The sequence below is a fragment of the Kiloniella sp. EL199 genome (assembly GCF_900313065.1).
Lineage (GTDB): Bacteria > Pseudomonadota > Alphaproteobacteria > Kiloniellales > Kiloniellaceae > Kiloniella.
Window position 1 is genome coordinate 656,434 of the sequence record NZ_OMPU01000010.1, and the last position, 21,394, is coordinate 677,827.

The following is a 21,394-nucleotide window of genomic DNA, read 5'->3' on the forward strand; positions in this document are numbered from 1 at the left end:
CAGCTTTGATATGACAGAACGACAGACCAAGATACTAATGTAAAAGCAATAAATCAGAAATTAGATGAGTTCATCACGAAAAAAGTGTCCCTTTTTACAAGAACAAGGGTAAGATACCACCCAGATGGTGCAAACAACAGATAGCCATGTGGGGGCGAATATTTCTGTAACTGATTTCTGGCAATCAGAGCCTGTGGGGGGGGGGAGGTGCTGAAGGGCAGATTGGGATATTCGGAAATTGGGTTGTTGTCGTGTTTGTAATGAAGTGTGCAAATCAGGCCGGAGTTGAGGTTGCCAGAAGAAAAAGTCAGAGTTTTAAAAGAGGGGCTGCCGTCATTACATGATATGGAAACAGATGATCTGGTTGATTATCTGCTTCAGGCACGGCAAAGCTTTGTAACCAGTCTTAATAAAAAAGATCCCCCCCTGGACGAGCGATCCCTTTTGATCGAGACAGCCAATTTTGATGAAGCTGTTCGTCGTATTCTTTCCGAGAAGTCTTCATCGTCATCTGTTGATAGAAAAAGTCTGGCAGAGGAGCCTGTGCGAGAAGAAGGTAAAATCATAGACGCCAGAGATGCTTTGCCTGATGGTACTTTGTCTGGCGAAGATGGCGTGCAGGTCGATGAAGTCGCCGAAGTTTCTCTGGATCAGTATTTGTCAGACAAGGAAGATGAGGATGAAGATGTCTTCTTACTTGAAGAGAAACCTCTTTTTGCAGAACAGCCTTTGTTAGAGAAGTTGACTAGGGCACGTTCAACGCAAGCCAGGGACAGAGGCTCAAATACAGATCAAGTTGAAAGTACTGATATCGGCATGGAACAGGGGGAAATTGATCTGGATGATTTTTCCTCTCCGGAACGTAAGGTCAATTGGCAAAAGACGCGCGAAGACCATATCACTGACAGAGAACTGGGAGATCGAGATCCATCACCTTATGTCTGGGACAGTGATATCGATGAAAGATCACGCGGCGGTTTCCTGGGCTTCGTCAGTGGCCTTATTGTTTTGATTGTGTATATTATTCTGCCTGGCTTGGCTGTGGTTTCTCCTTTGTTAACGCCAGCAATGGCGTGGGATGAATGGATCAATATAGGCATCCTGTCCGGTATTGTATTGCTGGCTGTTTTTGTTGTTTCTATCTTTAGTCGATATCGTTTCCGCTATGCACTTTATGGGGGCATTGCCTTTGCCTTGCTGAGTTATGGGGCACATCATATCCCACAGGTTCGTGATTTCGTGGAGAATGAAAAAATAGCCTTGCCTATTGTGGCGGATTACCTGATCGAAGGGTATTTTCTGTTGGCGGAAGAAAGTCAGCTTCCGCTTAAAACCGGGGCTGTTCAGCTACAGCCAAATGAGTTGAATTACGGCCGGCTTCAGCGCGTCAACCTTTTTGTGAAGGAGGTCGATGCATGGCTGGAAAATTGAAAATCCCAGTGACAAAAACCGTAAGGAACTTCGTAAAAAACGCTTTTATTTCAGTGGTCATGGCGAGCATTTTATATGCTGCTGGACAAGGCGATATTACAGCTTATGCCGATATTACAGGGCGTGGTGAAGGCAAGCATCAATTCCTGTCTTTTAACAAGAGCCGGCTGAGTGAGCCCATTAAGAGCGAATTAACAGGTCAACAAAATAAAGTCTTTTTGCCCGGTATTGATTATAATTTTCGCTGGCAGATCGAGAACGGGGGTGCCCAAGCGACTGTTCAGGGGCAGATCATATGGCACATCCATTCAAATACCTATGTGCCGTTGCCGCCAGTTCCGGGCGGGCGGGCGCGATTGAGTGAACTTTCCGAAGAAAGCTGGTCGCAACTGGCACTTTATGATGTGAAGTTAAAGCTGATCCTTCGCGAGAAGGGGGATAAATCAAATCAACGCTATGGCATTGTACTGGATCTTGGTATCCCCAACAAGCCGGGTGAAAAAAACTGGAGTATTACAGTCCCGGCGCGGGTTAGCTGGGACAAGCTATTGACCTTTTATGAAGGACCTGGCTTGAATAATGACAGCTATCTGTCTTCTGAGGAAGCCCGTGCCATTATTGGTCAAGCGGGGGAAGAAAAAGAGCTTGTGGTCGAGAGTTCCTGGCTTGTATCTGCGCGGATGAGTACCGTTGCTTACTTTGACGATCTTTTACAAAAGCGTGTGGATTGGCGGGCAGAGTTGATGGTGCGAACTATTCGGGCGCAACTGGATTCTCTGGAACGTATAACGGGGTTGCCCGGAGAAAAAATTCGTCAGGCACTGGCCGTGACGCGGGTTGATATCAACCGCAATATCACGGCAGTTCCCGAAGATGTTCAGAGACTTTATGACAAGTTGAACAAGGGCGTGCCGGATCGCTATATCAGCCCGGTGAGACGGGCTTATTATCATGCTGAACGTGCACGTATTTATGAAGACGCTTTGATCAAGTTGGAAGCACTTAAGCCGGGTCAGCTAATTGATGATTACTCTACATGGTTTGATGCGAAGGTGCAGGCAATTGGACTGCAATAAAGCGCAAAAAAACAGGTTAACCTAATTTGAACTGATTTGTTTCAAGAGCTATCAATCCTCAAGAGAATGATTTTCCCAGGTTTATGGTGATTTAGAACTTGAAAGTTGCCCGGATTTTTCTTGCTGTTCCATCGCGCTCGAATTGGTCCAGCGCATTTTGTAAATCATGGATGATTTTGGGATCGGTATCTGTATTGCAGGCAAGCCATAAACCGATTTCGCGGACGGCAAAAACTTCCTCTATATCCAATATTTTTTGTTGTTTGATAATTTGATGGCCCGAAATCCGTCCTGTTGCCCAAAGATCTATCCGGCCGCTTTGTAATTTCCGGGCATTTGTTTCGTCTTCAATATGAATCAAATCAAGGTATGGATGTTGTTGTTTTTGTAGATACTGTGTAAATGCCCAACCATCAATGCTTCCAACGCGATAATGATGTGTATCCTTTTTGGATAATATTTGGATGTTTCTATTTTTTAGGGCAAAGAAAGACCAGGCATCATTTGCGAGTGGTCCAACCCAATGGAAAAGTTTTTCGCGTTCTGTCGTTCGCCATGCTGAATAGATACAGGTAGAAGGTTGCTTCAAAGCAATCTGATAAGCGCGTTTCCATGGCAGTAGCTCAATTTGCAGCTCTATGCTGTTATTTTCTGCAGCGAGACGCAATAATTCAGTTGCTAACCCGGTGATAACACCCTCATTGCTGATCATATTCAGTGGAGGATATTCTTCAGTAACAAGATGAAGGTACATTTTAGGTGAAGATTTATTTGCCTGTAAATTATCCTCGTGCGCTATAGCCGAAGGTATAAAGACGAAATTTGTAATAAGGCTGCGCAAGAATAAAGAGCGCAATATTATCCTGCCAAGCTGTATCATGACCGGATTATATAAAAATCTTTCTTAATTTTATCTTATGAAAAATAAGAAGCAAACTTGGATTTAAAGGCATTATAAAAAATTATCATTTTCTTGGATTGTGTGTATCATGATCGAGCTGCGAGCCAATTGTTTCCGCATATGATGTGATGAAGCTTTCGAAACCTTTTCTGTGTGGCGTTGAGTTTGTTTTTTTTAAGTGGGACGGCAATAAGTTCTTTTTCTGTTGCAGTAATTCCAGCGCTCGTGCTTTTTCTTTGTTTGAGTTTTTCACATAGGTTCGGATTTGCTTGCAAAGGGCTATATCAGTGCAAATTTCGTAGGCACCTTCATGTTTGTTATCATAGCCAAAAAGATCGACTTCTCCCAACAAAAGCACATTGTCTTCCAGCCCCACGCTCACACGGGCATCAAACTCGGCGGCGACCCGTTTTCCGCATCGATAGGGATAGGTAAGTTCAAGCTTTGCTGAAGGGATCGTGGTATATGAAGATGAAGAATGAATTGAAGAAACATTCACTATGGAAGATTGCGCCACTATTTTCATCCTTCTGATCATTAACGGGTAACAATTCTATCCGCAGAATCAAGAGGCATACAAAGTATCAGGGGAATTAGGTAAATTTGTATCCGGGTGATAATGATTATAAGCGAGTTTGATTATTTTTCTTTCCAGTAGCTATGATCTACATTGTTTTTACTGGTGAAACGGTAAAGCAGGAAAGTGATAACGCATCCAAAAGAGCCTGATGTTAAAAGTCCAATGGCGCAATAGATAACGAGCGAATAGGTTTTATCTGTTGGGAAAGTTGCTTGGGCCGCATATTGAGAACCAATATAGATGCCATTTTTTGCCAACAGGATTTGTAATAAATTCATATTTTCCAGGGGAAAATAAACATTACCGATCTTGGGAACACCAAGAAGTAGTATTGAGATAATAATACCGAGAGAAAAACTAAGAACAGCCCCGTGAAAAGCATGCTGTATGTTATACGATCTGGACAAAAAATAAGAAGGTAAAATGAAGAAACCAGTGATGGCAAACACGCAACAAACAATGGCATTCCTGGATGAAACAAGTTCATAAAGGCAAACGTATTGTCCTGACCAAATATAGGATAAAGCCCTTGAAAAAGTTTCGAAAATTATAAAGCCGGTTATTCCGGAACACAACGCAAGTAGTGCTCTTAGTTTAGGCGTAGCATGATATTGCATGTGATTATTACGTTTGGTCTGGTGGCGTTGCTGCTACCTTAGCGTGATGTTTCTTTATAAATGTTAAATTATTCCTTGCATTTAAGATTAATTATTTATGGTTGTGTATGATATTTTTTTCAATCAAACACATCCGGTTCTATTTCGGGGGCGATCTTTGTTCTATGTTTTACAAGTAAATGCGAGAGAACAAGTGCGGCGGGCGCACCGATCAGGCTGTATGGGACAGCAAAGGTAGCGGCAAAGCCCATAAAGGCAAGAGAGCGTTGAGCACGTTCCATAAGGCCGACAAGATCGTAATTCACGGTATCCGGAAACTCGAGATTGTTATCATAAAAAATATCAATGAGCAGTGCTGTGATGAGGGCCGAGACGAGTGTGGTCAGTGCTCCGGCCCCAAGTGCGCGTTTAATTCCAAATTCAGTCGGGTTCATAATAAAGGCGGGAATGAAAAACCCGCCACACAGTCCCCCTGCAAAAACGGCGGTCAGGAAATTGGTTTCTGTTATAATGATTGTTAATGACAAGGTCGCAACGATGCCAAAATAGAGGCTGCTACAAATCCGTTCAGATAAAGTGAATTTAGGTTTCATGTGTAATGCTTTTCTAATGATTTTAAATGTGCGCTGGCCTTCAAAACCTTACTTTGGAGTGACCGTTTCCTGTCTTTGCGATAAGTTTTGTTTATGATCTGGTATTGGGAGTACCCACAAAGCTATAAGCGTAAAAAGGCCGCCGAGAGGCGAAATGATGGCGGATGAAATCAAAATACCGGAAAGATGGAAAAGCACTTTTGAAAGGTCAGAAGGTTCTGGACCAAGGAAATTTAATTCCGCGTATCCACCTGTGAACATAAAAACGGTGTTAGCACAGAACATTGCCAGAGCAAAACATAGCATTCCCCCGATAAAAGCTCTGCGTTTGGCGCCTTGAAGGTCATTTAGAAAGCGCGGGAGAGCAAAGTATCCAACAGGAAAGGCTATCAGAAAGGCGGTGAGTTGCTTAAAGCTTAAGAGTTCCTGAAATGAGAGTCGAGGATAGAGACTATCGGCACCCAATCCCATCACCAAAAGGAGAAAAAGATAACTCACAAGGCCCCAATAAAGGCCGATCATCAGGCGAAATGCTTTGTAATTCATGTGTGGCTTTTCTGATCGTCAGAGCAACAAGAGGTTCTTTTTGTTAAGGGGCAAAGCTGGTGAATTGTTTAACTGTATATATTTGTTATGAACAAACATCCCTCATTTGAGGAATGTGATTGTAAATTTATTACAAGTGATAGACACTATTAAACGTTATGATTGTCGTCTAGCAGAAATTGCCTCCTTCATAATGGTGGCTTCATGAATACTGCTTCTATCTTAATACAGTATGGCATACCATACCAAGCGGTCATATCACTAGCGTGGCAATTATAGGAGCAGCCCCATGGGAGTAAATAGAGGGTTTTGATTGTGACTTGCCAAAAACTTGTGAGCTCCTGTTATTTGTCGGGATCAGTCAAACACGTCTGGTTTTATTTCCGGGGCTAGCTTTTTTCGACGCTTGGTTACCATGTGAGAAAAGAGAGATGCAGCAGCTACACCAATCACACTGAAGGGTATGGAAAGTATAGAGCCTGAAAGTATGAGAAGCAGTATAACTTTCACGTACTGTAACAGGATTTTGCCCGGGTCGTTGTTATACCAGACTTTACTATTCTCAGCGAGGATTCCCATAGCTATAGCAATGAGGATTGCCGAACAGAAAGTGGTTAAAGCCCCGGTCGCTAGTGCACGATTTATCGAAAATTCGTTTGGGTTCAAAATCGCGGCGGGAACAAAAAAACCAGCACAGCAGCCCCGAAGAAAAAGGATGCAAGAACACTGATGGGAGTATTCATCAGGAGATCAAAGCTGGCGAGGGCTGTAGATAATGATATTAGGGCGATGATGCCAAACCAAAAACTGCTACATATACGCTCTGCTAGGGTGAGTTTGGCGTGCATGAAGTACATCCTCTTATTTACATAGTTTCAGAAGGTTTTTCTTGATCTAAAAGATGTTTCTTTCAGGTGGCGTAAGTGGATTTTGTGGCTCATAGTTATTTTTACATTCTTTCTTTTTTTGGTTGTGTCTTCGTTGATCGTTTTTCCTCTGGCCACTACATCCGGCGGCCGTACCAGACGACGCGGCCGATGATATTTACCTCTTCAATGGTGCGTTGATATTCGTTGTGGTTGGCATTATCTGAACTGATACGCAGTAGGGGCGGGTCGGAATTGGGGATGAGTTCCAGCCTTTTGACCACAACGCCGAAACCATCCCAGAGGGCGAAGATACCCGGTGGGGTGGGGCGTTGGTCGTTGGTATCAATCATCACGCGATCACCAGAGACCAGTGTCGGGGTCATGGAATCCCCCTGAACTTCGATAATACGTGCGGCTACGGGGCTGACGTTCAGTTCTGAACGCAGGTAATCCGTGGGCAGGAACCAGTTGCCTTTGACATCATCAGCAATGGCAACACCGCCCTGTCCATCGTCGCTATAGGATACTCCGGCTTCACCACCGCCGCCCATACCTCCGCGCACGGCAATTTCTGCAACAGCTTCACAGCCGGAAGCCGGAGCAAGAGGGCGAGCAGGGGCAGGAGATGGCGTTCTTGCAGGTTTGCTTGCTGAAACATCCTCGTCAAAGCCACCTGAACTCTCCGAAACACCAGAGTTATAGGCATCAAGAGACTGACGGGCTGTCCGATTGGTGCCGAGCAGCTCTTTCGGGTCACAGGACATGGCGATGGAAAGACGAACCATCCAGACATCGGTTAAACGTCGATCCCCTTTTTCCAGCTTCATTACCTGTGCCTTGGTTGTTCCGGCCTTGTCAGCAACTTGTTGCAGAGTCATACCCTTTTCAGTGCGTATTTCCTTAATTCTGTTTTCCATAACATTGCCTGATGATTTTATCCTGTTGGTACCGAACGTATTTTACCTTACTGGTACTTTTATATGGATTTTATTTAGCCCTGAGTTTTGCAGTTCTTGTTGATTAACTCTTCTTCGGTTGTCAATTCATAAGTATCCAGAGTAAATAAAAATAAGTTTACAAATTGGATACATTTCTGCTTGACTATGGTTTCCATAATGGATACATATGCTTCATCAAGTCAAGCAGAAATTGAATTTTTTGATGCATTATCTTTTTGCATCCAGGGTAGGTTGTCGAATGTTCATATTTTGTGTTTATCAAGTGGTTGCTCTCTGACTTTTTAACTTACTTGAACCTCGTTAAAAATGTTGCCGCACAGGTTTCCATAAAGGAAACTTATACCGTGTTTGGAACAAAAAGTGAACAAAAATAGAATATAGAATAAAATTCAACTTATGATGGTCGCAATGCGGCCTGATCCTAAACAAAAATTTTTCTGATGATTTGATGTGATCCAGATCAGTCACCTAGGATTTAAAAGAGGGGGTTTATGACCAAAAGAAATGATTGGCAAATTTATTACCGCCAAAAAATCAGCGAGATGGGCAATCTGATTCACTTGCCGAAAGTATTACCTCCGCGTTTTGAAAACCTCACCGGAAATACCAGTAACAGAGGAAAAGGTTGTAAAATGAAAGATCATAATCTGTCACAGAAGGCCGAGGAAAAAAGGCCTGTTATTTCCGGTTCTGCATCAAAGATCTCTTCCTCTGGAATTGGTGATTCAAAAAAATGATTTCCTCTGAAGAGGAGTAAATCAGGCAATTTGATCAGCAAGATATCTTTATGCGTATAAGCAAATTTTTGAATAAGACCCCGTGCAAAATTTTAATTGTAAGGAATAGATAATCTTATGAAATATACACCCGCCGAAAACCTTCAGCCGGATTTGTCTATCGGATTTTCATTAATAGAAAAGAGGGGAGCAGAGAAACAAACTGACAAGAACAATAAATCAGATATAAAAATCCAGTTAACGCCAACACCCTATGCGGTCTTTAAAGCCCTCGCTGATGCACCCGGTCAGGAACTCTCATATGGAGATTTGAAAACCAACAGCGGTATGGCACAGGTGAACTCCTTTCCAAAGCATATACAGGAACTGGTGGCAAAGGGTGTGATCCAGTGCCTTGGCCCACATCGTGATCGCTATGTGATCTTGCGCATTGATCCCGCGCGTGTTGAAAGGGTCAAACGTTATGCCCGCAAGACCAGCCAGCATTCCCGTCCCGATAGCCAAAGCACTGCTAAGGAACGGAAATGCCTGTCTTGTCAAAAGACTTTCAAAAGCGAATGGATCGGCATGCGGATCTGCGGTGATTGTAAATTGACCCCGGCCTGGCAGGATCCTGATAATCCCTACACCCCCGAAGGTGACACAGATGGTTCTGGTCTGTCCGATCTGACAACGGGGCTCTATTGATGGCGACAGGCAAACTTCCTTGGTTCAAGTTTTTTCCGACGGACTGGCGCGCGGATGTGGGCTTGAAGCTCTGTTCGCTTGCCGCGCGGGGGTTGTGGCTCGAGATGATTTGTATCATGCACGAGGCCGGGGGATATTTAGAAATCAATGGCAGCATCGTCACGACGTCTGCCCTTGCGTCTTTGTCTGGATCGACGCCTCAGGAAATCACCGCTTTATTAGGTGAGTTGGAAGAGGCCGGCGTTTTCAGCCGGGATCGCAAAGGTCGATTGTATTCGCGACGAATGTTGCGTGATTTGAAGAAATCCTCTTTGGCCCGAAGTAATGGGCGTAAAGGAGGGAACCCGTCACTTGTGTCTGCAAAAACTCTGAATGGTGAAACTAAAGCGCCAAGCCTTTCACCCAAAAGGAAAAAACAGACACGGGTTAAGCGAGATCAGGGCGAGGAACATAAGGTGCCAGATAAGACAGGCGATAAACCCCAGAGTCCAAAAGCCAGAGACCAGACTCTCCCCTTAACTCCCAAGGGAGTTAAGTCCCCTCATGATCCTGATGTGATCAAAGGCAAAGCCGTGGCAGAGCTGAAGTCGAAAGCAACAGAACCAACTGATGCGCGTTCTCAAGCCAATAGGCAACAGGCTAATCGGCGGGGCAGTCGCCTTGATACAGACTGGGTGCCTGATCAACGGGATCAGGATTTTGCCCGCACCCGTGGAATAGAGGAAGAAGATATTGCCACAGAGGCCCTTAAATTCCGAAACTACTGGACCAGTCTTGGCGGGCGCAGAGCCTGCAAAATCGACTGGCATCGTACCTGGCAAAACTGGATCTTGCGTATCCAAACCGGAAACAGACCAGAAAAAGCCAAATCAAGTAACAATACCTTTGGCAACAACCCGTCTGGCTGCAAATCGACTGGTGGAAACTATTCGTCGGGGGCAGCGGGTTGCGGACAACGATCAGGCGGTCTTAACCTCGGTGAAATCGGTGTTCGGGTCCTCGGTCGGGCTGAAATACAGGACAATATTTCCCAGGGGCGGCGGCAGTCTGGACAGGTTGGAGGAAGTGATTTTTCCCCAGTCTATGACGAAGACGCAACAGATTGAAGTCATGCGTATCCTGTCCTTGTCTCTGTCGCCTTTGCCTCGGGTAGAGATCATGCGCGAATTGTTGAAGCTGAAGGTCAAAACCAACAGCAGGAATATGGATGCGGCTTCACTGGAATTACAGCTAGAGGTATATGCGGATGAGTTAACCCGATTTCCCGCAGACTGTGTGTTACAGGCCTTGCATGATGCAGGGCAGCAAAAATGGTGGCCGGACTGGGGGACACTTGAATCACTGCTGACACCGCTACAGAATCTGCGACAGCGTTTGTTAAGGGACTTGAAAGCCCGGGATAACCTGATCCCCCGGCGATGTGATAAGGAAAGGCTAAACAGTGAGGGACCAGAAGCATTGGAGGTCTTTTTAAAGGACTTGAAACAACCTCGTGAAGGCGAGGTCAAGGCTGAATAATCAATAACAAGACCAGGTAATCCCAAGAGAATAATCAGAGAGAACAGTCTCTGATAAGGCAAAACGAAAGCAACAGTCAAAGGGACGATTTTGGATATGGGAAAGTCTATGGAAACGGCAAAATCAGAACGATCTACGGCGCATAACACCATTGAAGATAATACTATTGAAGAAAGTAAAGCTCATCCTGAACAGGATCAAAATAATCGGATACAGTCTGATACGACTACGACTGGGGAACGCTATAGGGGGGAAGCCCCAAGTTTGCTTGAACAGTTGTATGATCGTGATGTCCTTGGGCCAAAAGACAGTCGTGATCGCCGTGCAGAAAGACGTCGGGACAATGGTTTCTGGCTTATGGAACTTTATGAGTTCCTCTACCATTCAGAAGGCGTGGCCCGCTATGAACCCTTTTCAGGTGGGGCCAGGGGCTATGGCGCAGAAATGAGTGATGAAGAAGCGGAGTTGCGTGCTCTGTACCACCGATATCTGCGTGGCTTGCCCGCTGTGGTTACCCAATCACTTCGTTTCCTGTGCAAAGACCAACAGATGCCACGGGTTCAAACTGTCCCTCTCGCCGAGTGTCTGGACCAATTGGACCAATGGCGTGCTAAAGAGCGTATTCAAAGGTGGGAGCGGAGCGAAAGACAGGGGAAATAATAAGAGTTCTTGTGTCTTTGTCCTAGATTAACGGGTAACAGGGATTAACGGGTAACAGGGATTAACGGGCAACAGGTTCCGGCGGCAGAAGCCGATAGGCAAAGAAGTTATGGTGTCAGTATCCCGTTCGCAGTGGTTTATGCCAGAAGCTATCGTTTCTGAAAACAGCAACTAACCGCGACGATGGCACGGCACAGGGATTGATAAAGCTCGGGGGTCAGGCGGTCATAGTCTGCCTGATCTTCGGGGATGGAAAAAACAACATCATTCCATGATCCCATACCGCCAAAAACCCAGCCACTATAAACAGCTGCCAGCAAGCGATGAGCTTCTTTGGGATAGGCTGCATAATAGGGGGGTCTCAATGTCGGGGACAGGGCTGTACCGGTTTTCCCTTCCAAAGCATCAATCGCCTTGTCAAAAACGGCCGGCCAGTTGTCATAACCCAATCGGCTGGCCAGCTTTGAAATTTTTTGTAATGTTTTGCCCAGTCGGGCGGTTTCCTGCGTAAGGTCTATGACTGGGCGGGGTGTTTCCTGATCGATTTTTTGGATGCACTTGTATCGAACTTGCCAGATATTTTGTTGTTTTATTCTGTCTTCTTGCGGTGTCCAATCTGCCTGCCAATGTTCGGTGAACCCCGGCCCGGTGGTGATGAGAAACCAAGACTTTGTCGCGCCGGCAAAAGCGACATTCATATGCTCTGGCTGGGTGTACTGATTTGCCTTTCTTTCGGTCAGTTTCTGAGATTGCCAAGCCAGCCACGCAGCTGAAACTTTCCGCTGGCTCAGGTCTTCGAGCCAGTCTGAAAGTCTGTTAAAGTAGATCTGTTCTTTGACGTTCCCATCACTTTGCTTTGAAATATCAGCAAAGATCAGATCTTCGGTATATCGAAGCCTTTTGGCCTGTACTGACGGCAACCCAAGAGATTCTGATCCGGCCACAGCTAAAGCCATAGCATTGGCGGCAGACGACAATAACAAAAGCTGATCAATTTCTCCCTGCATAGATGACTGTGCCTCTTTCTTGTTGGTTGGGAGTGAGAGCGTTTTTTTTATCTTCTTGTATACAGAAACAGTATTGAGACAGAAAAGAAGACGGGGAAACAAGAAAATAATTTATCTGTATCCCTGGTTGCAAAAATGACAGCTGTCACATTATTATTCGTGATCTGTGGGGGAAGTCCAATATCTTATTTTATATATATTTTACCTGTTTAGTTCTTCTCCTGTTCCTGTTGATCCTTTGTATCCGCAAGGTTGTTTGCATTCTGGTGGATATCTGAAACGGTACATATATAAAAAGGGCCAAAATGAAACGTTTTTTTATTATTGTCGGCGGGCTTGCTCTTCTTGCTGCTGGGCTTGGTCCAGCCCTTCATACCTATTGGTCCCACTATTGGGGACCGGATATAGACGAGGCTGCGCTGGCATATGATATTGGCGATTATGAAACCGCGATGGATAATTATTTGCCATTTGCCGAAGGCGGAACAGAGAAAAACAACCTTATTGCCATGTTCAATGTCGCCCTGATGTATGAAAAGGGACAGGGCGTGACACAGAATTATGATGACGCAGAAATGTGGTTTACCCGTGCTGCTGAACTGGGCAATGTCGAAAGCCAAAACAAACTTGGCCATGCCTATGAATACGGCGACTGGGGGACAGAGGATTTTGATCGGGCGCTGTTGTTTTATGGCATGGCTGCGGATCAGGGGGATGTTTTTGCACAGGGCAGTCTGGCCCGGATGTATTTGAATAACCCAAAGGGCGATACTTTGCCCAAAGCGGTTAAATGGCTGCAAAAGGCTGTCGATGGTCGCGATGCATTTAGCGAAGCTGCTCTTGCCTACCTTTACGAAACAGGGAACGGTGTGCCCCTTAACCCGGAAAGAGCTTTTAACCTTTACCGACGCGCTGCGAAACAGAGTGTCCCTTTCGCCCAGAACAAACTTGCCAATATCTATCATGCTGGGGTTCTGGTGCCACAGGATTATAAACTTGCCCACAGGTATTTTACTTTTGCCGCCGAGCAACAGGATATCGATGCCCAGATAAACCTTGCGGAAATGTATGCCCGGGGCGAAGGAATGCCCCGGGATCTTGTGAAAGCCTATATGTGGTTATCTGTTGCCAGTGCCTTACAAAATGCATCAGGACAAAATGCATCAGGGCCAAATCACTCGGAAAAGAAGCAATATGCGAAAGCCCTCTTGGCGAACGTCATGCAGGGAATGGCGTCTGATCAGATCGAAAAGGGAGATGCCCTTGTCGAAAAGTGCCTGAAGAAAACTCTGATGCGATGTTGATTTGATTTAGAGTTCCCGTTTGCTGTATGGCCCTTTTTTATCCTCACGGTTTGATTTTCATTGGGGCCTTACCGGTAAGTTTGTTCTCCTGTTACTTTTATTTTATTCCATAGGTTTCTCATGATCCGGTTTTTACTTTTACCTCTGTTTGTTGCATTGATCGGGCTTGGTGTTTTTGTGTTGTTTACGCAAAACCCGGATGGTTTCGAAGCCTTTGAACAGGGGTCAGGGCACCGCCCGCGAAGCCCTGACCCCTGTTGCTGAAGAGGGATATGACGAGGCTCAGTATATTCTGGGACAAATCTATGAACAGGGACTGGGGGTGCCCAAAGACCCGGATATGGCCCGCGAGTGGTATCGGCTTGCGGCTGATCAGGGGCATGAAGATGCTTTGCGCAAGCTGTCAGCAATCATTAATCAGGAACTTGGGCAAAATTCTGGCGAAAGCCCTACTGGTCGCCGGGCAATGCCATCTGAAAGTGCTGAAACCGAAAAGACGCAACCTGTTGAGAAAAACGACGTACAAGATGCGGGCAAAAATTCTGGCAAGGAAGACGGACAAAGTACTTGGGAGATGCTGGTATCCCTGTTTGATAAAACGAACAGAGAGGGTGAAGAAACTACCGATACTTTGACGTCCCGTAAAAAAATAGACGAACCAACAGATGGAACCGTAACCCAGACCCCAGAGGCTAACACAACGCTTGAAATGGTTGGATCTGTGATGGATGGAAGGCAGGCCTTTAAAAATCAGCTTTATGAAACAGCCCTTAAAATTCTTCTGCCTCACGCGATCAAGGGAAATGCCGAAGCTCAGTATCTGGTTGGGGAAATCTATCGCAAAGCCCTGGACGTCGAAGGGGATGAGAAAAAGGGATTGGCGTGGATTAGAAAAGCAGCCGAACAAGGCCATGCCGAGGCACAGTATTTGCTCGGGTTTATTATCGAAAACAGCTTTGGTGTTGAGTATGAAAACAACAAAAGCATCTACTGGTATCGAAAAGCAGCTGATCAAGGACACCCGAAAGCGAGATCTCGACTAACCTTTTCTTTATTAGGAGCAACATTTTTCGACGGTTATGCCTTCTTTACCGATGAGGTCAGAGGACACAAGGTATTTGAGGCTGAGAAATTTTTGCGAATAACTGAAATGGAGGAAAACTTCAACAATGCTGATCATCTGGCACAATTAGGTGATAGCGATGCTTTGGTTGAACTTGGTTATGCCTATTTGAAAGGGGAGGATAGGACACAAGATATTGCGTTGGCGTTGGAATACCTTGAAAAAGGTGCCCGGGATAATGACGATAAGGCTATTGAAATGCATCGTTTGGGGGAGCTTTACAGTAGAGGGAAGTCTGTACCACTGGATTTTGACAAGGCTGTTTTCTGGTACAAAAAGGCTTTTGATCTTGGCGTTGATTATGCCGGTCACGATCTTGGGGAATTATATCTTAACAGAACAGATATTCCCAATTATCAGGATGAAGCTTTCAAATGGTTTGAGAAGTCTGCCAGCGCGGGATTTGATCGTGCTCAATTCAAACTTGCCGAGCATTATTATCAGGATGATGAGAGCAGGGATCTTCAGGCTGCTTTTAAATGGGCCTATTTCGCCGCAGAGCAAGAAAATGCTGATGCGCAATATTTAGTGGCGAAACTTTATGAAGAAGGTGAGGGGACTTCGAAAGATATTGCGCAGGCTGTTAGATGGTTTCGCCATGCAGTGAATAACGAAAGTAATTTGGCGAAGGTTGCTTTGTCCCAGATAACCGTTAAGTTTCCTGATCTGATTATGGATCCAATGGCACCTGAGACTTTGGAGCCGAAAGACTATTACAGGGAATATTATAGAGGGGTCGATGCTTATGAAAAATATCATCGTGCGACAGCCAAGGATATATGGTTTCGCTTGGCATCAAAAGGCTATGTTCCTGCACAATTTCAGCTAAAAGAAAAATATCAAAACTGGGCTTATGATGAAGATTACGATCAAGTCGAATTATGGCTTAAAGAGGCTGCAGAGAGCGGCTACGCCCCGGCTCAGGAACAATATGCAAGTGATTTGGCTGTCTATTCATTTGAGGATGAAGGATTACAACAGATATATCACTGGTATAAGCGCGCTGCAGATCAGGGGTTAAACCGCTCTGTTGCCGAGGTTATTTCAGCCCATGTTTATGGAAAGGGTGTTCCCAAAAATAATAAAAAAGCTCAGGATCTGACAATCCATTATGCGGAACAGGGATCTGAATATGCGCAGTTCCAGTTGGGCCATTGGTATGAAAACGGCTTTCTGGTGGAAAAAGATCTGGATCAGGCCCGGAACTGGTACCAGAAATCTGCGGACCAGGGCTATTGGCTTGCCATAGAAGCAATGGAACGGTTACAGGGCGCGCAATCGCAATCATCTGATACAACATCAGCTCAGCCCCCTGTTGAAACAATAGAACCCTTTGAGCTGACAGAGAAGGCCGCAAAATCTCTTCCCCAAGAAGTCTCTGAAAAAAGAGAAGCCCCTGAAAAAAGAGAAGCCCCTGAAAAAAGAGACGCAGGGAAACAGAGAGAATCTTCTCAACAAGCAAAGGCCGAGAGTGATGCCGATAACGAGGCGAGTTATCGACTTATGTGGCTTTCATTTCGCATGGAGGACTATGAACTTGCGCTATCAACCGGTTTACCCCTTGCCAAAGCAGGTGATCTTGAGGCCCAAATCCTGATATCGCAAATCTATGCCCAAAAAAGCCCACCTGATCATGAGGAAGCATTCAAGTGGGCGTCCCGCGCAGCTGAATCTGGGGATGGGCACGCTTTGACTTTATTGGCGTCGCACTATCTTGCCGCGAAGGGCGTCGCACGGGATTTTGAAAAAGCCTATGAACTGCACAAGTCTGCGGCCGCACAGAAAAATCCCCGAGCGCATCTGGGGTTAGCCATGCAATATTATCACGGTCTAGGGGTATCCCAAGATTACAAAGTGGCAGCAAAGTATTATGAAAAGGCTGCTGAGTTGGGGGAAACGGAAGCGTACATTTCATTAGCGGAAATGCACGAGAATGGTGATTTGGGTGCAAAGGATTTGTCTCGTGCCCGGCATTTTTATGAATTGGGTGCAAAGGCGGGAGATAAAGAAGCAGAAGCAAAGCTGGAAGAGTTGAAGGCAGTCTTATCCAGCCTTCCCAAACCCAAGAGAAAACCAGATAGCATTCCGGCGCGTCCGGTTCCAGAACAGCTTGCCAAACCAGAACCGCAGATAGAGAAACAGGGCAATGGCTCTTCGTCCTCTCTGGCCTCGTCCATGAAAAAATACATCGAACTCTATACTGCGGGTGACTATAGCCAAGCACTGGAGATGCTACATCCATTGGTCGAACAGAATGATCCTCATGCTTTATATCTTGTGGCTGATATGTATATCAAAGGGTTGGGGGTCGAGCAGGACAGTAAACAGGCATTCCTTCTTTTGGAACATTCCGCGAAGTCAGGTTACGACAGAGCACAGGCTCAACTTGCCTTTCTTTACTTGACAGGGAAAGGGACCAGAAAAGATCTTGAAAAGGCGCATGGTTGGGCACTGAAATCTGCTGCTCAGGGGGATGCCATGGGGCAACAGGCCATGGGGCTTGTTCTTGAAGCAAAAGAACAGGATAAAGCAGGCATGAAAAAGGCTGTAAAATGGTTCAGGCTTTCGGCTGAACAGGGAAGGATTGAGGCTCAATCGCTGTTGGGCCTTGGGCTTATATCTCTTGAGCCTGAGGATGAGGAAGGGTGGATGTGGTCACATGTCGCAGCCCTTCAAGGGGACAAGTCTGCAAAGTTAATTATCGATAAAGCGAAAAAATATTTTTCTGAAAGTTTTTTTGCTCATATGGATGAGAAAGCTCGTAAGTGTATCAATCAGAATTACCAGAATTGTCAGTGATAGATACTTTGGGTTTTTTTATATCTTTGTTTGAGGACAAGCAGACAATGAAACATGCCAAAAAGAATTTTGAGATGCAGATCACTATATCGTGGGTGACTATTATTCTTTGGGCTGTGCCCAGGTTTTGTCCAGGTTTTTGACAGGGGTATCTGCGCGTATCTCGATGGAGAATATACCGTCGCACTCAAGCAGTTTTCTTCTTCTTCTCCTCCTTCTTCGGGGAGGCAATATTGCCGTTGGATACCCGGATGAAGAGGGTGATGAAGATGCCTTGGTTTGCAAGGATAAACTTGCGAAACAACTAACAGCAGAACGATTGCTAAAGGGTAACAAGAGAGCGAGTGAGTGCCGCGCGCGTAGTTTTAAAGGGTGCTGATTTTTGAAAAATGTTACTGACGTATTGTTCCCGAGGTGGTTAGGCGGGCACCTTTTTTACCAACAAAGATAGCAAGAAGCTTGGCAGTTTTTGTAGCGCTCAGGTTTTCCGTAAGTGTGTGGATGACCCCCGGTGGTTCTATCCAGCTATCCCCGGCAGTGTAGTCGATCGCTTCTTCATCGCCCAGTTGGCTACGAACATTTCCCTCTAGCACATAGACAAAAACAAAGGTTTCATGACTGTGCGCCGGGGATTTGTTCCCCGGCACCAACTCGACAGTTATTGCGGTGAGTTCATGTCCGGGAATATTCCCGATCGCTTCTTGCAAAAGCATCGTACGTTGATTTTTTGCAAGGCCACTTTGGGGCGAAACTTCATGTGCGTATGCCGCGCCGTAATGGGGCGCAGAAATAACAAGTGAAACAATAAGTGAAACAATAAGTCGTGATATAGCGGGTGTTGGATATTTGGTCGTCTTCAGCATTCTTATTTCCCTTGTTATGCCCCTGTTATGCCCCTGTTATGCCCCTGTTATAACCATGCCACGAAGTGCCATGAAGTGTTTTGGCGCGAAAGCGATTACTGCATCTGTATCGCAATTGCGATGCGGTTCCAGGCGTTGATCGTTGTGATGGCCATGATGATTTGGGCGATCTGTTCTTCGGTGAAGTGTTCCTCAACCCCGTTGTAAACCCGGTCACTTACTCCATTTTCGAAAATCAGGGTGACTTCTTCTGTAAGTGCGAAAACGGCGCGTTCTTTTTCTGAAAAAAGTGGCGACTCTTTCCAGGCGGAAAGGGCAAACAGGCGCTCTGCTTTTTCACCATTTTCCAATGCGCTTTTGGTATGCATCTGGATGCAATAGGCGCAGCCATTGATTTGGGATGCACGGGTTTTGATTAGTTCTGTCAGATTTTTGTCGAGACCTGTCGCACCCAGATACTTTTCAAGCCCGAACATGGCTTCATAGGCACCGGGTTGCGCTTTTTGAATGTTCACTCTCGTCATGATAATCTTCTCTTTATTTAAATTAGTTCAAGGCTTTAATCTTCTATAGCCAACGGTGTTTTGCGGATTTAAACTTTATATCCGTCCGAAAATACCTGGACGTTATAGGTCACTTTATTGATGTTTAAAATGTTGTTTTAGCTATTTAATAATTGCTAAATTAGCATGAATTGATCCATAAATACCCTATGTTTAAATTAGATGATCTGAAGATCTTTATTGCAGCGGCAGAAACAGGTAGTTTTGTCGGTGCTGCACAGCATCTGAATATTGCGCCATCAGTTGTCAGCCGCAGTATTAAAAATCTTGAAATTCAATTGAATACTACCCTGTTTAATCGCACGACCCGAAAGATTACCTTGACGGGTGAGGGGCAGTGGCTGTTGGATCATGCGGCAAAAACTCTGGATACTCTGACCGAAATCCGCACACATTTCGATGATCCAAATATTGAATTACAGGGGAGTTTGACGATTGATGCGCCGACACCTTTTACCCTGCATATGCTTGCGCCTATTTTGTCGGGATTTACCGATCAGTATCCCAAAATCAAGCTATCGATCGAGAACAACGAAAACATAACTGATCTGATAGAAAAGAAGGTTGATGTTGCCATTCGCCTCGGAGAGTTAAAAAGCTCTGGCCTGAAGGCAAAAAAAATTGGCTCCATCCAACGAGCTTTTTACGCATCACCCGGCTATCTTGAGCAACAGGGAACTCCCGTTGATGTGGAAGATTTACCAAGGCACAACTGTCTGGGGTTTTCGCAACAAACGCCATCACTCAATTGCTGGCCAATCCTGACGGAAAAGGGAGAGTGGTTTGAAATTACACCGCAACTGAGCGCCAATAGCGGTGAAACCCTCAAACAACTGGCGGTGTACGGTCACGGTATCCTGTGTCTGTCAGATTTTACCGTTCGAAAAGAACTGGAAAGCGGTGAGCTTGTACCCATTCTCAGGGACAAGGTTGTTCCGCACACGATCCCTGTATCTGCAGTTTATTACTCTGAACACAAAGTGGTCAGGCATATTCGTGTTTTTCTTGATTTTTTGGCCGAAAATGTAGCGTTTTAGGGATGCTTCTAAAAAAGTAGCTGTTAATCTCTGGCATATTTTTTTGACCATCAGAATCCGTTGGTATGTTAAACAGGTACCGGGTTTTGTTAATGTCATTTAATATTGGAATTATTATGAAACAATTTCTTTTTCCCGCCTTTTTCCTTTGCAGTTTTCTTTTGGGAAGCATGGTTCAAGCTGCTGATCTGGGCAAAGGCAAGGCTGCCCTTGTAAAAGGTGATTATGCCACAGCTCTGACAGAACTAAGGTCACTTGCTGAACAAGGGGATAGTACGGCGCAATATTATCTTGGCATTATGTATAAGGAGGGACAGGGCGTTGCTGTTGACGACACGTTATCTCACCAGTGGCTGACAAAATCTGCTGAGAATGGAGACGCACAAGCCCAGATGATGCTGGGTATGATGTATCACTTTGGCTCTGGCGTTGAAGAAAATATGGCCACTGCCCGCAAATGGTATCAACTCGCCGCCGATCAGGGATTGGAAGAAGCCCAGACTGTTCTGGCGATTATTGCCGAGTGAATTTAACATTATTATATCGTTTTTATGTGAGAATTTTGATGATTTTTAAAACACTTTTCTTTGTTTTAGTTGCTTATCTAACTGTTATATCTGCTTCTTTTTCCCAGAACTATCAAGTAGGTGTCAGGTTCGCCGAGCAAGGTGATTATAAAGCGGCATTGAGTGAGTGGTTACCGTTGGCTAAACAGGGACACCGCGAGGCTCAATATAAAGTAGGGCAAGCTTATCGACGTGGGTATGGTGTTTCTCAAGATCAGAAAAAAGCCATGGAATGGTTTAACCTTTCTGCCAATCAAGGTTTTGCGCCAGCTCAAAATGATCTTGGTGTTATATATATAACAGGGGAAAAGGTGAGCAAAAATAACAAGCGCGCTTTTGATTTTTTTAAAAAAGCAGCTCACCAAGGAAATGCGGATGCTGAATTTAATCTTGGCTTGATTTATGAGAATGGAGATGGTGTTCCGATTGATCACAAACTGTCGTATCAGTGGACTAAACGTGCTGCTGAGAAAAACGTCGCTTTGGCTCAATCCAACCTAGGTGTGAAATATGCGTTGGGGGCAGGCGTTCAAGCTAACCAAGAATCAGCTTTGAAATGGTATCTGAAAGCAGCTGAACAAGGGATTACAGATGCGCAGGTCAATTTAGGAGGAATGTATGCGAATGGGATGGTCGGATCGCAGGATTATCTGAAGGCTTATATGTGGTGGATGATTGCGGCTGATAAGGACAACAGGTATGGGCGTAAATACTCAACCCAAATGAAGCAGGACTTATCTAAAGATCAGATTAAAAAAGCTGATGATTTAATAAAGCACTGTATTACAAATAGTTATAAGGACTGTTGAGAAACGGATTAGAGTTTCCTAATAGATTATTTTTCTGTATTTCTTTGAACTTGTTCTCTGCCGGAGAGCTTTAAAGCTTCCTCGAGAATGAATGCCATAGTGGTATCTGGGATTATTTATGAATAGAGATCATTGATTCTCTTTCGGCT

General features: G+C 45.2%; 23 protein-coding genes. 13 read left to right on the plus strand and 10 right to left on the minus strand.

Going from position 1 to position 21,394, the window contains the following annotated elements:
- Window positions 1–291 precede the first annotated feature (291 nt).
- Both D9A03_RS11540 and D9A03_RS11545 read left to right on the plus strand, forming a co-directional pair.
- Window positions 292–1,431, plus strand: coding sequence for an ABC transporter permease (locus tag D9A03_RS11540; RefSeq protein WP_120497322.1), 1,140 nt, complete (start codon window positions 292–294; stop codon window positions 1,429–1,431).
- Window positions 1,416–2,507, plus strand: a complete 1,092-nt coding sequence (locus D9A03_RS11545; protein WP_120497323.1) for a hypothetical protein — start codon at window positions 1,416–1,418, stop codon at window positions 2,505–2,507. The genes D9A03_RS11540 and D9A03_RS11545 overlap by 16 nt, the downstream gene beginning before the upstream one ends.
- 91 nt (window positions 2,508–2,598) lie before the next feature.
- On the opposite strand, the gene D9A03_RS11550 is transcribed toward D9A03_RS11545, so the two are convergent.
- From D9A03_RS11550 to D9A03_RS11585, 7 genes are all read right to left on the minus strand, one after another.
- A complete protein-coding gene (locus D9A03_RS11550; protein ID WP_120497324.1) occupies window positions 2,599–3,387 on the minus strand; it encodes a transporter substrate-binding domain-containing protein in 789 nt (262 codons plus the stop codon).
- An 85-nt stretch (window positions 3,388–3,472) separates the two neighbouring features.
- Window positions 3,473–3,925 (minus strand): hypothetical protein, encoded by a 453-nt coding sequence (locus D9A03_RS11555; RefSeq protein WP_162938103.1) that lies wholly within the window; start codon window positions 3,923–3,925, stop codon window positions 3,473–3,475.
- Window positions 3,926–4,047: 122 nt separating this feature from the next.
- Window positions 4,048–4,266, minus strand: a complete 219-nt coding sequence (locus tag D9A03_RS19765; RefSeq protein WP_162938104.1) for a hypothetical protein — start codon at window positions 4,264–4,266, stop codon at window positions 4,048–4,050.
- Window positions 4,267–4,724: 458 nt separating this feature from the next.
- Complete coding sequence (locus D9A03_RS11565) at window positions 4,725–5,198, minus strand: hypothetical protein (protein ID WP_120497327.1); 474 nt, start codon at window positions 5,196–5,198, stop codon at window positions 4,725–4,727.
- A gap of 48 nt (window positions 5,199–5,246) precedes the next feature.
- Window positions 5,247–5,744, minus strand: coding sequence for a hypothetical protein (locus tag D9A03_RS11570; protein WP_120497328.1), 498 nt, complete (start codon window positions 5,742–5,744; stop codon window positions 5,247–5,249).
- A 662-nt stretch (window positions 5,745–6,406) separates the two neighbouring features.
- Entirely contained in the window at window positions 6,407–6,592 is a 186-nt protein-coding gene (locus tag D9A03_RS11580) for a hypothetical protein (RefSeq protein WP_120497330.1), read from the minus strand.
- 155 nt (window positions 6,593–6,747) lie between these two features.
- Window positions 6,748–7,530 carry a LexA family transcriptional regulator gene (locus D9A03_RS11585; protein ID WP_120497331.1) on the minus strand — a complete coding sequence of 261 codons (783 nt, stop codon included), beginning with the start codon at window positions 7,528–7,530 and terminating at the stop codon, window positions 6,748–6,750.
- 533 nt (window positions 7,531–8,063) lie between these two features.
- Here D9A03_RS11585 and D9A03_RS11590 point away from each other — a divergent pair.
- The 5 genes from D9A03_RS11590 to D9A03_RS11610 all read left to right on the plus strand — a co-directional run bounded on the left by D9A03_RS11590 (window position 8,064) and on the right by D9A03_RS11610 (window position 11,174).
- Window positions 8,064–8,309 carry a hypothetical protein gene (locus tag D9A03_RS11590; protein WP_120497332.1) on the plus strand — a complete coding sequence of 82 codons (246 nt, stop codon included), beginning with the start codon at window positions 8,064–8,066 and terminating at the stop codon, window positions 8,307–8,309.
- Between the two features lie 117 nt (window positions 8,310–8,426).
- Window positions 8,427–8,996 carry a hypothetical protein gene (locus D9A03_RS11595; protein WP_120497333.1) on the plus strand — a complete coding sequence of 190 codons (570 nt, stop codon included), beginning with the start codon at window positions 8,427–8,429 and terminating at the stop codon, window positions 8,994–8,996.
- Window positions 8,996–10,102, plus strand: a complete 1,107-nt coding sequence (locus D9A03_RS11600; protein WP_120497334.1) for a helix-turn-helix domain-containing protein — start codon at window positions 8,996–8,998, stop codon at window positions 10,100–10,102. The genes D9A03_RS11595 and D9A03_RS11600 overlap by 1 nt, the downstream gene beginning before the upstream one ends.
- Window positions 10,080–10,514 carry a hypothetical protein gene (locus D9A03_RS11605; protein WP_120497335.1) on the plus strand — a complete coding sequence of 145 codons (435 nt, stop codon included), beginning with the start codon at window positions 10,080–10,082 and terminating at the stop codon, window positions 10,512–10,514. Before D9A03_RS11600 ends, D9A03_RS11605 begins: the two co-directional genes overlap by 23 nt.
- A 96-nt stretch (window positions 10,515–10,610) precedes the next feature.
- Window positions 10,611–11,174 (plus strand): hypothetical protein, encoded by a 564-nt coding sequence (locus D9A03_RS11610; protein WP_162938105.1) that lies wholly within the window; start codon window positions 10,611–10,613, stop codon window positions 11,172–11,174.
- A gap of 149 nt (window positions 11,175–11,323) precedes the next feature.
- Here D9A03_RS11610 and D9A03_RS11615 read toward each other — a convergent pair whose 3' ends face one another.
- A complete protein-coding gene (locus D9A03_RS11615) occupies window positions 11,324–12,181 on the minus strand; it encodes a hypothetical protein (RefSeq protein ID WP_120497337.1) in 858 nt (285 codons plus the stop codon).
- Between the two features lie 305 nt (window positions 12,182–12,486).
- On the opposite strand from D9A03_RS11615, the gene D9A03_RS11620 reads away from it, so the two are divergent.
- The 3 genes from D9A03_RS11620 to D9A03_RS11630 all read left to right on the plus strand — a co-directional run bounded on the left by D9A03_RS11620 (window position 12,487) and on the right by D9A03_RS11630 (window position 17,786).
- A complete protein-coding gene (locus D9A03_RS11620; RefSeq protein WP_120497338.1) occupies window positions 12,487–13,485 on the plus strand; it encodes a tetratricopeptide repeat protein in 999 nt (332 codons plus the stop codon).
- A gap of 214 nt (window positions 13,486–13,699) precedes the next feature.
- Entirely contained in the window at window positions 13,700–17,407 is a 3,708-nt protein-coding gene (locus tag D9A03_RS11625; protein ID WP_162938106.1) for a tetratricopeptide repeat protein, read from the plus strand.
- Between the two features lie 91 nt (window positions 17,408–17,498).
- Window positions 17,499–17,786, plus strand: a complete 288-nt coding sequence (locus D9A03_RS11630; protein ID WP_162938107.1) for a hypothetical protein — start codon at window positions 17,499–17,501, stop codon at window positions 17,784–17,786.
- A gap of 13 nt (window positions 17,787–17,799) precedes the next feature.
- On the opposite strand, the gene D9A03_RS11635 is transcribed toward D9A03_RS11630, so the two are convergent.
- The gene (locus tag D9A03_RS11635) at window positions 17,800–18,270 is read right to left on the minus strand and encodes a cupin domain-containing protein (RefSeq protein ID WP_120497341.1); all 471 of its coding nucleotides are present in this window, start codon (window positions 18,268–18,270) and stop codon (window positions 17,800–17,802) included.
- A gap of 95 nt (window positions 18,271–18,365) precedes the next feature.
- On the minus strand, window positions 18,366–18,794 hold the full coding sequence (locus D9A03_RS11640; protein WP_120497342.1) for a carboxymuconolactone decarboxylase family protein: 429 nt from the start codon (window positions 18,792–18,794) through the stop codon (window positions 18,366–18,368).
- 188 nt (window positions 18,795–18,982) lie between these two features.
- Here D9A03_RS11640 and D9A03_RS11645 point away from each other — a divergent pair, with 188 nt between their 5' ends.
- The 3 genes from D9A03_RS11645 (at window position 18,983) to D9A03_RS11655 (ending at window position 21,245) form a co-directional block, all read left to right on the plus strand.
- The gene (locus D9A03_RS11645; RefSeq protein WP_120497343.1) at window positions 18,983–19,870 is read left to right on the plus strand and encodes a LysR substrate-binding domain-containing protein; all 888 of its coding nucleotides are present in this window, start codon (window positions 18,983–18,985) and stop codon (window positions 19,868–19,870) included.
- Window positions 19,871–19,986: 116 nt separating this feature from the next.
- Entirely contained in the window at window positions 19,987–20,397 is a 411-nt protein-coding gene (locus D9A03_RS11650; protein ID WP_162938108.1) for a tetratricopeptide repeat protein, read from the plus strand.
- A 38-nt stretch (window positions 20,398–20,435) separates the two neighbouring features.
- On the plus strand, window positions 20,436–21,245 hold the full coding sequence (locus tag D9A03_RS11655; RefSeq protein ID WP_162938109.1) for a tetratricopeptide repeat protein: 810 nt from the start codon (window positions 20,436–20,438) through the stop codon (window positions 21,243–21,245).
- The last annotated feature ends 149 nt before the right edge of the window (window positions 21,246–21,394 follow it).

What these genes read in the sequence shown, in the direction of transcription:
- D9A03_RS11545 (WP_120497323.1), top strand. Translation starts at nt 1,416, where the DNA reads ATGGCTGGAAAATTGAAAATCCCAGTGACAAAAACCGTAAGGAACTTC.
- D9A03_RS11550 (WP_120497324.1), bottom strand. Translation starts at nt 3,387, where the DNA reads ATGATACAGCTTGGCAGGATAATATTGCGCTCTTTATTCTTGCGCAGC.
- D9A03_RS19765 (WP_162938104.1), bottom strand. Translation starts at nt 4,266, where the DNA reads ATGAATTTATTACAAATCCTGTTGGCAAAAAATGGCATCTATATTGGT.
- D9A03_RS11565 (WP_120497327.1), bottom strand. Translation starts at nt 5,198, where the DNA reads ATGAAACCTAAATTCACTTTATCTGAACGGATTTGTAGCAGCCTCTAT.
- D9A03_RS11570 (WP_120497328.1), bottom strand. Translation starts at nt 5,744, where the DNA reads ATGAATTACAAAGCATTTCGCCTGATGATCGGCCTTTATTGGGGCCTT.
- D9A03_RS11580 (WP_120497330.1), bottom strand. Translation starts at nt 6,592, where the DNA reads ATGCACGCCAAACTCACCCTAGCAGAGCGTATATGTAGCAGTTTTTGG.
- D9A03_RS11585 (WP_120497331.1), bottom strand. Translation starts at nt 7,530, where the DNA reads ATGGAAAACAGAATTAAGGAAATACGCACTGAAAAGGGTATGACTCTG.
- D9A03_RS11590 (WP_120497332.1), top strand. Translation starts at nt 8,064, where the DNA reads ATGACCAAAAGAAATGATTGGCAAATTTATTACCGCCAAAAAATCAGC.
- D9A03_RS11595 (WP_120497333.1), top strand. Translation starts at nt 8,427, where the DNA reads ATGAAATATACACCCGCCGAAAACCTTCAGCCGGATTTGTCTATCGGA.
- D9A03_RS11600 (WP_120497334.1), top strand. Translation starts at nt 8,996, where the DNA reads ATGGCGACAGGCAAACTTCCTTGGTTCAAGTTTTTTCCGACGGACTGG.
- D9A03_RS11605 (WP_120497335.1), top strand. Translation starts at nt 10,080, where the DNA reads ATGACGAAGACGCAACAGATTGAAGTCATGCGTATCCTGTCCTTGTCT.
- D9A03_RS11610 (WP_162938105.1), top strand. Translation starts at nt 10,611, where the DNA reads ATGGGAAAGTCTATGGAAACGGCAAAATCAGAACGATCTACGGCGCAT.
- D9A03_RS11615 (WP_120497337.1), bottom strand. Translation starts at nt 12,181, where the DNA reads ATGCAGGGAGAAATTGATCAGCTTTTGTTATTGTCGTCTGCCGCCAAT.
- D9A03_RS11620 (WP_120497338.1), top strand. Translation starts at nt 12,487, where the DNA reads ATGAAACGTTTTTTTATTATTGTCGGCGGGCTTGCTCTTCTTGCTGCT.
- D9A03_RS11635 (WP_120497341.1), bottom strand. Translation starts at nt 18,270, where the DNA reads ATGCTGAAGACGACCAAATATCCAACACCCGCTATATCACGACTTATT.
- D9A03_RS11640 (WP_120497342.1), bottom strand. Translation starts at nt 18,794, where the DNA reads ATGACGAGAGTGAACATTCAAAAAGCGCAACCCGGTGCCTATGAAGCC.
- D9A03_RS11645 (WP_120497343.1), top strand. Translation starts at nt 18,983, where the DNA reads ATGTTTAAATTAGATGATCTGAAGATCTTTATTGCAGCGGCAGAAACA.
- D9A03_RS11650 (WP_162938108.1), top strand. Translation starts at nt 19,987, where the DNA reads ATGAAACAATTTCTTTTTCCCGCCTTTTTCCTTTGCAGTTTTCTTTTG.
- D9A03_RS11655 (WP_162938109.1), top strand. Translation starts at nt 20,436, where the DNA reads ATGATTTTTAAAACACTTTTCTTTGTTTTAGTTGCTTATCTAACTGTT.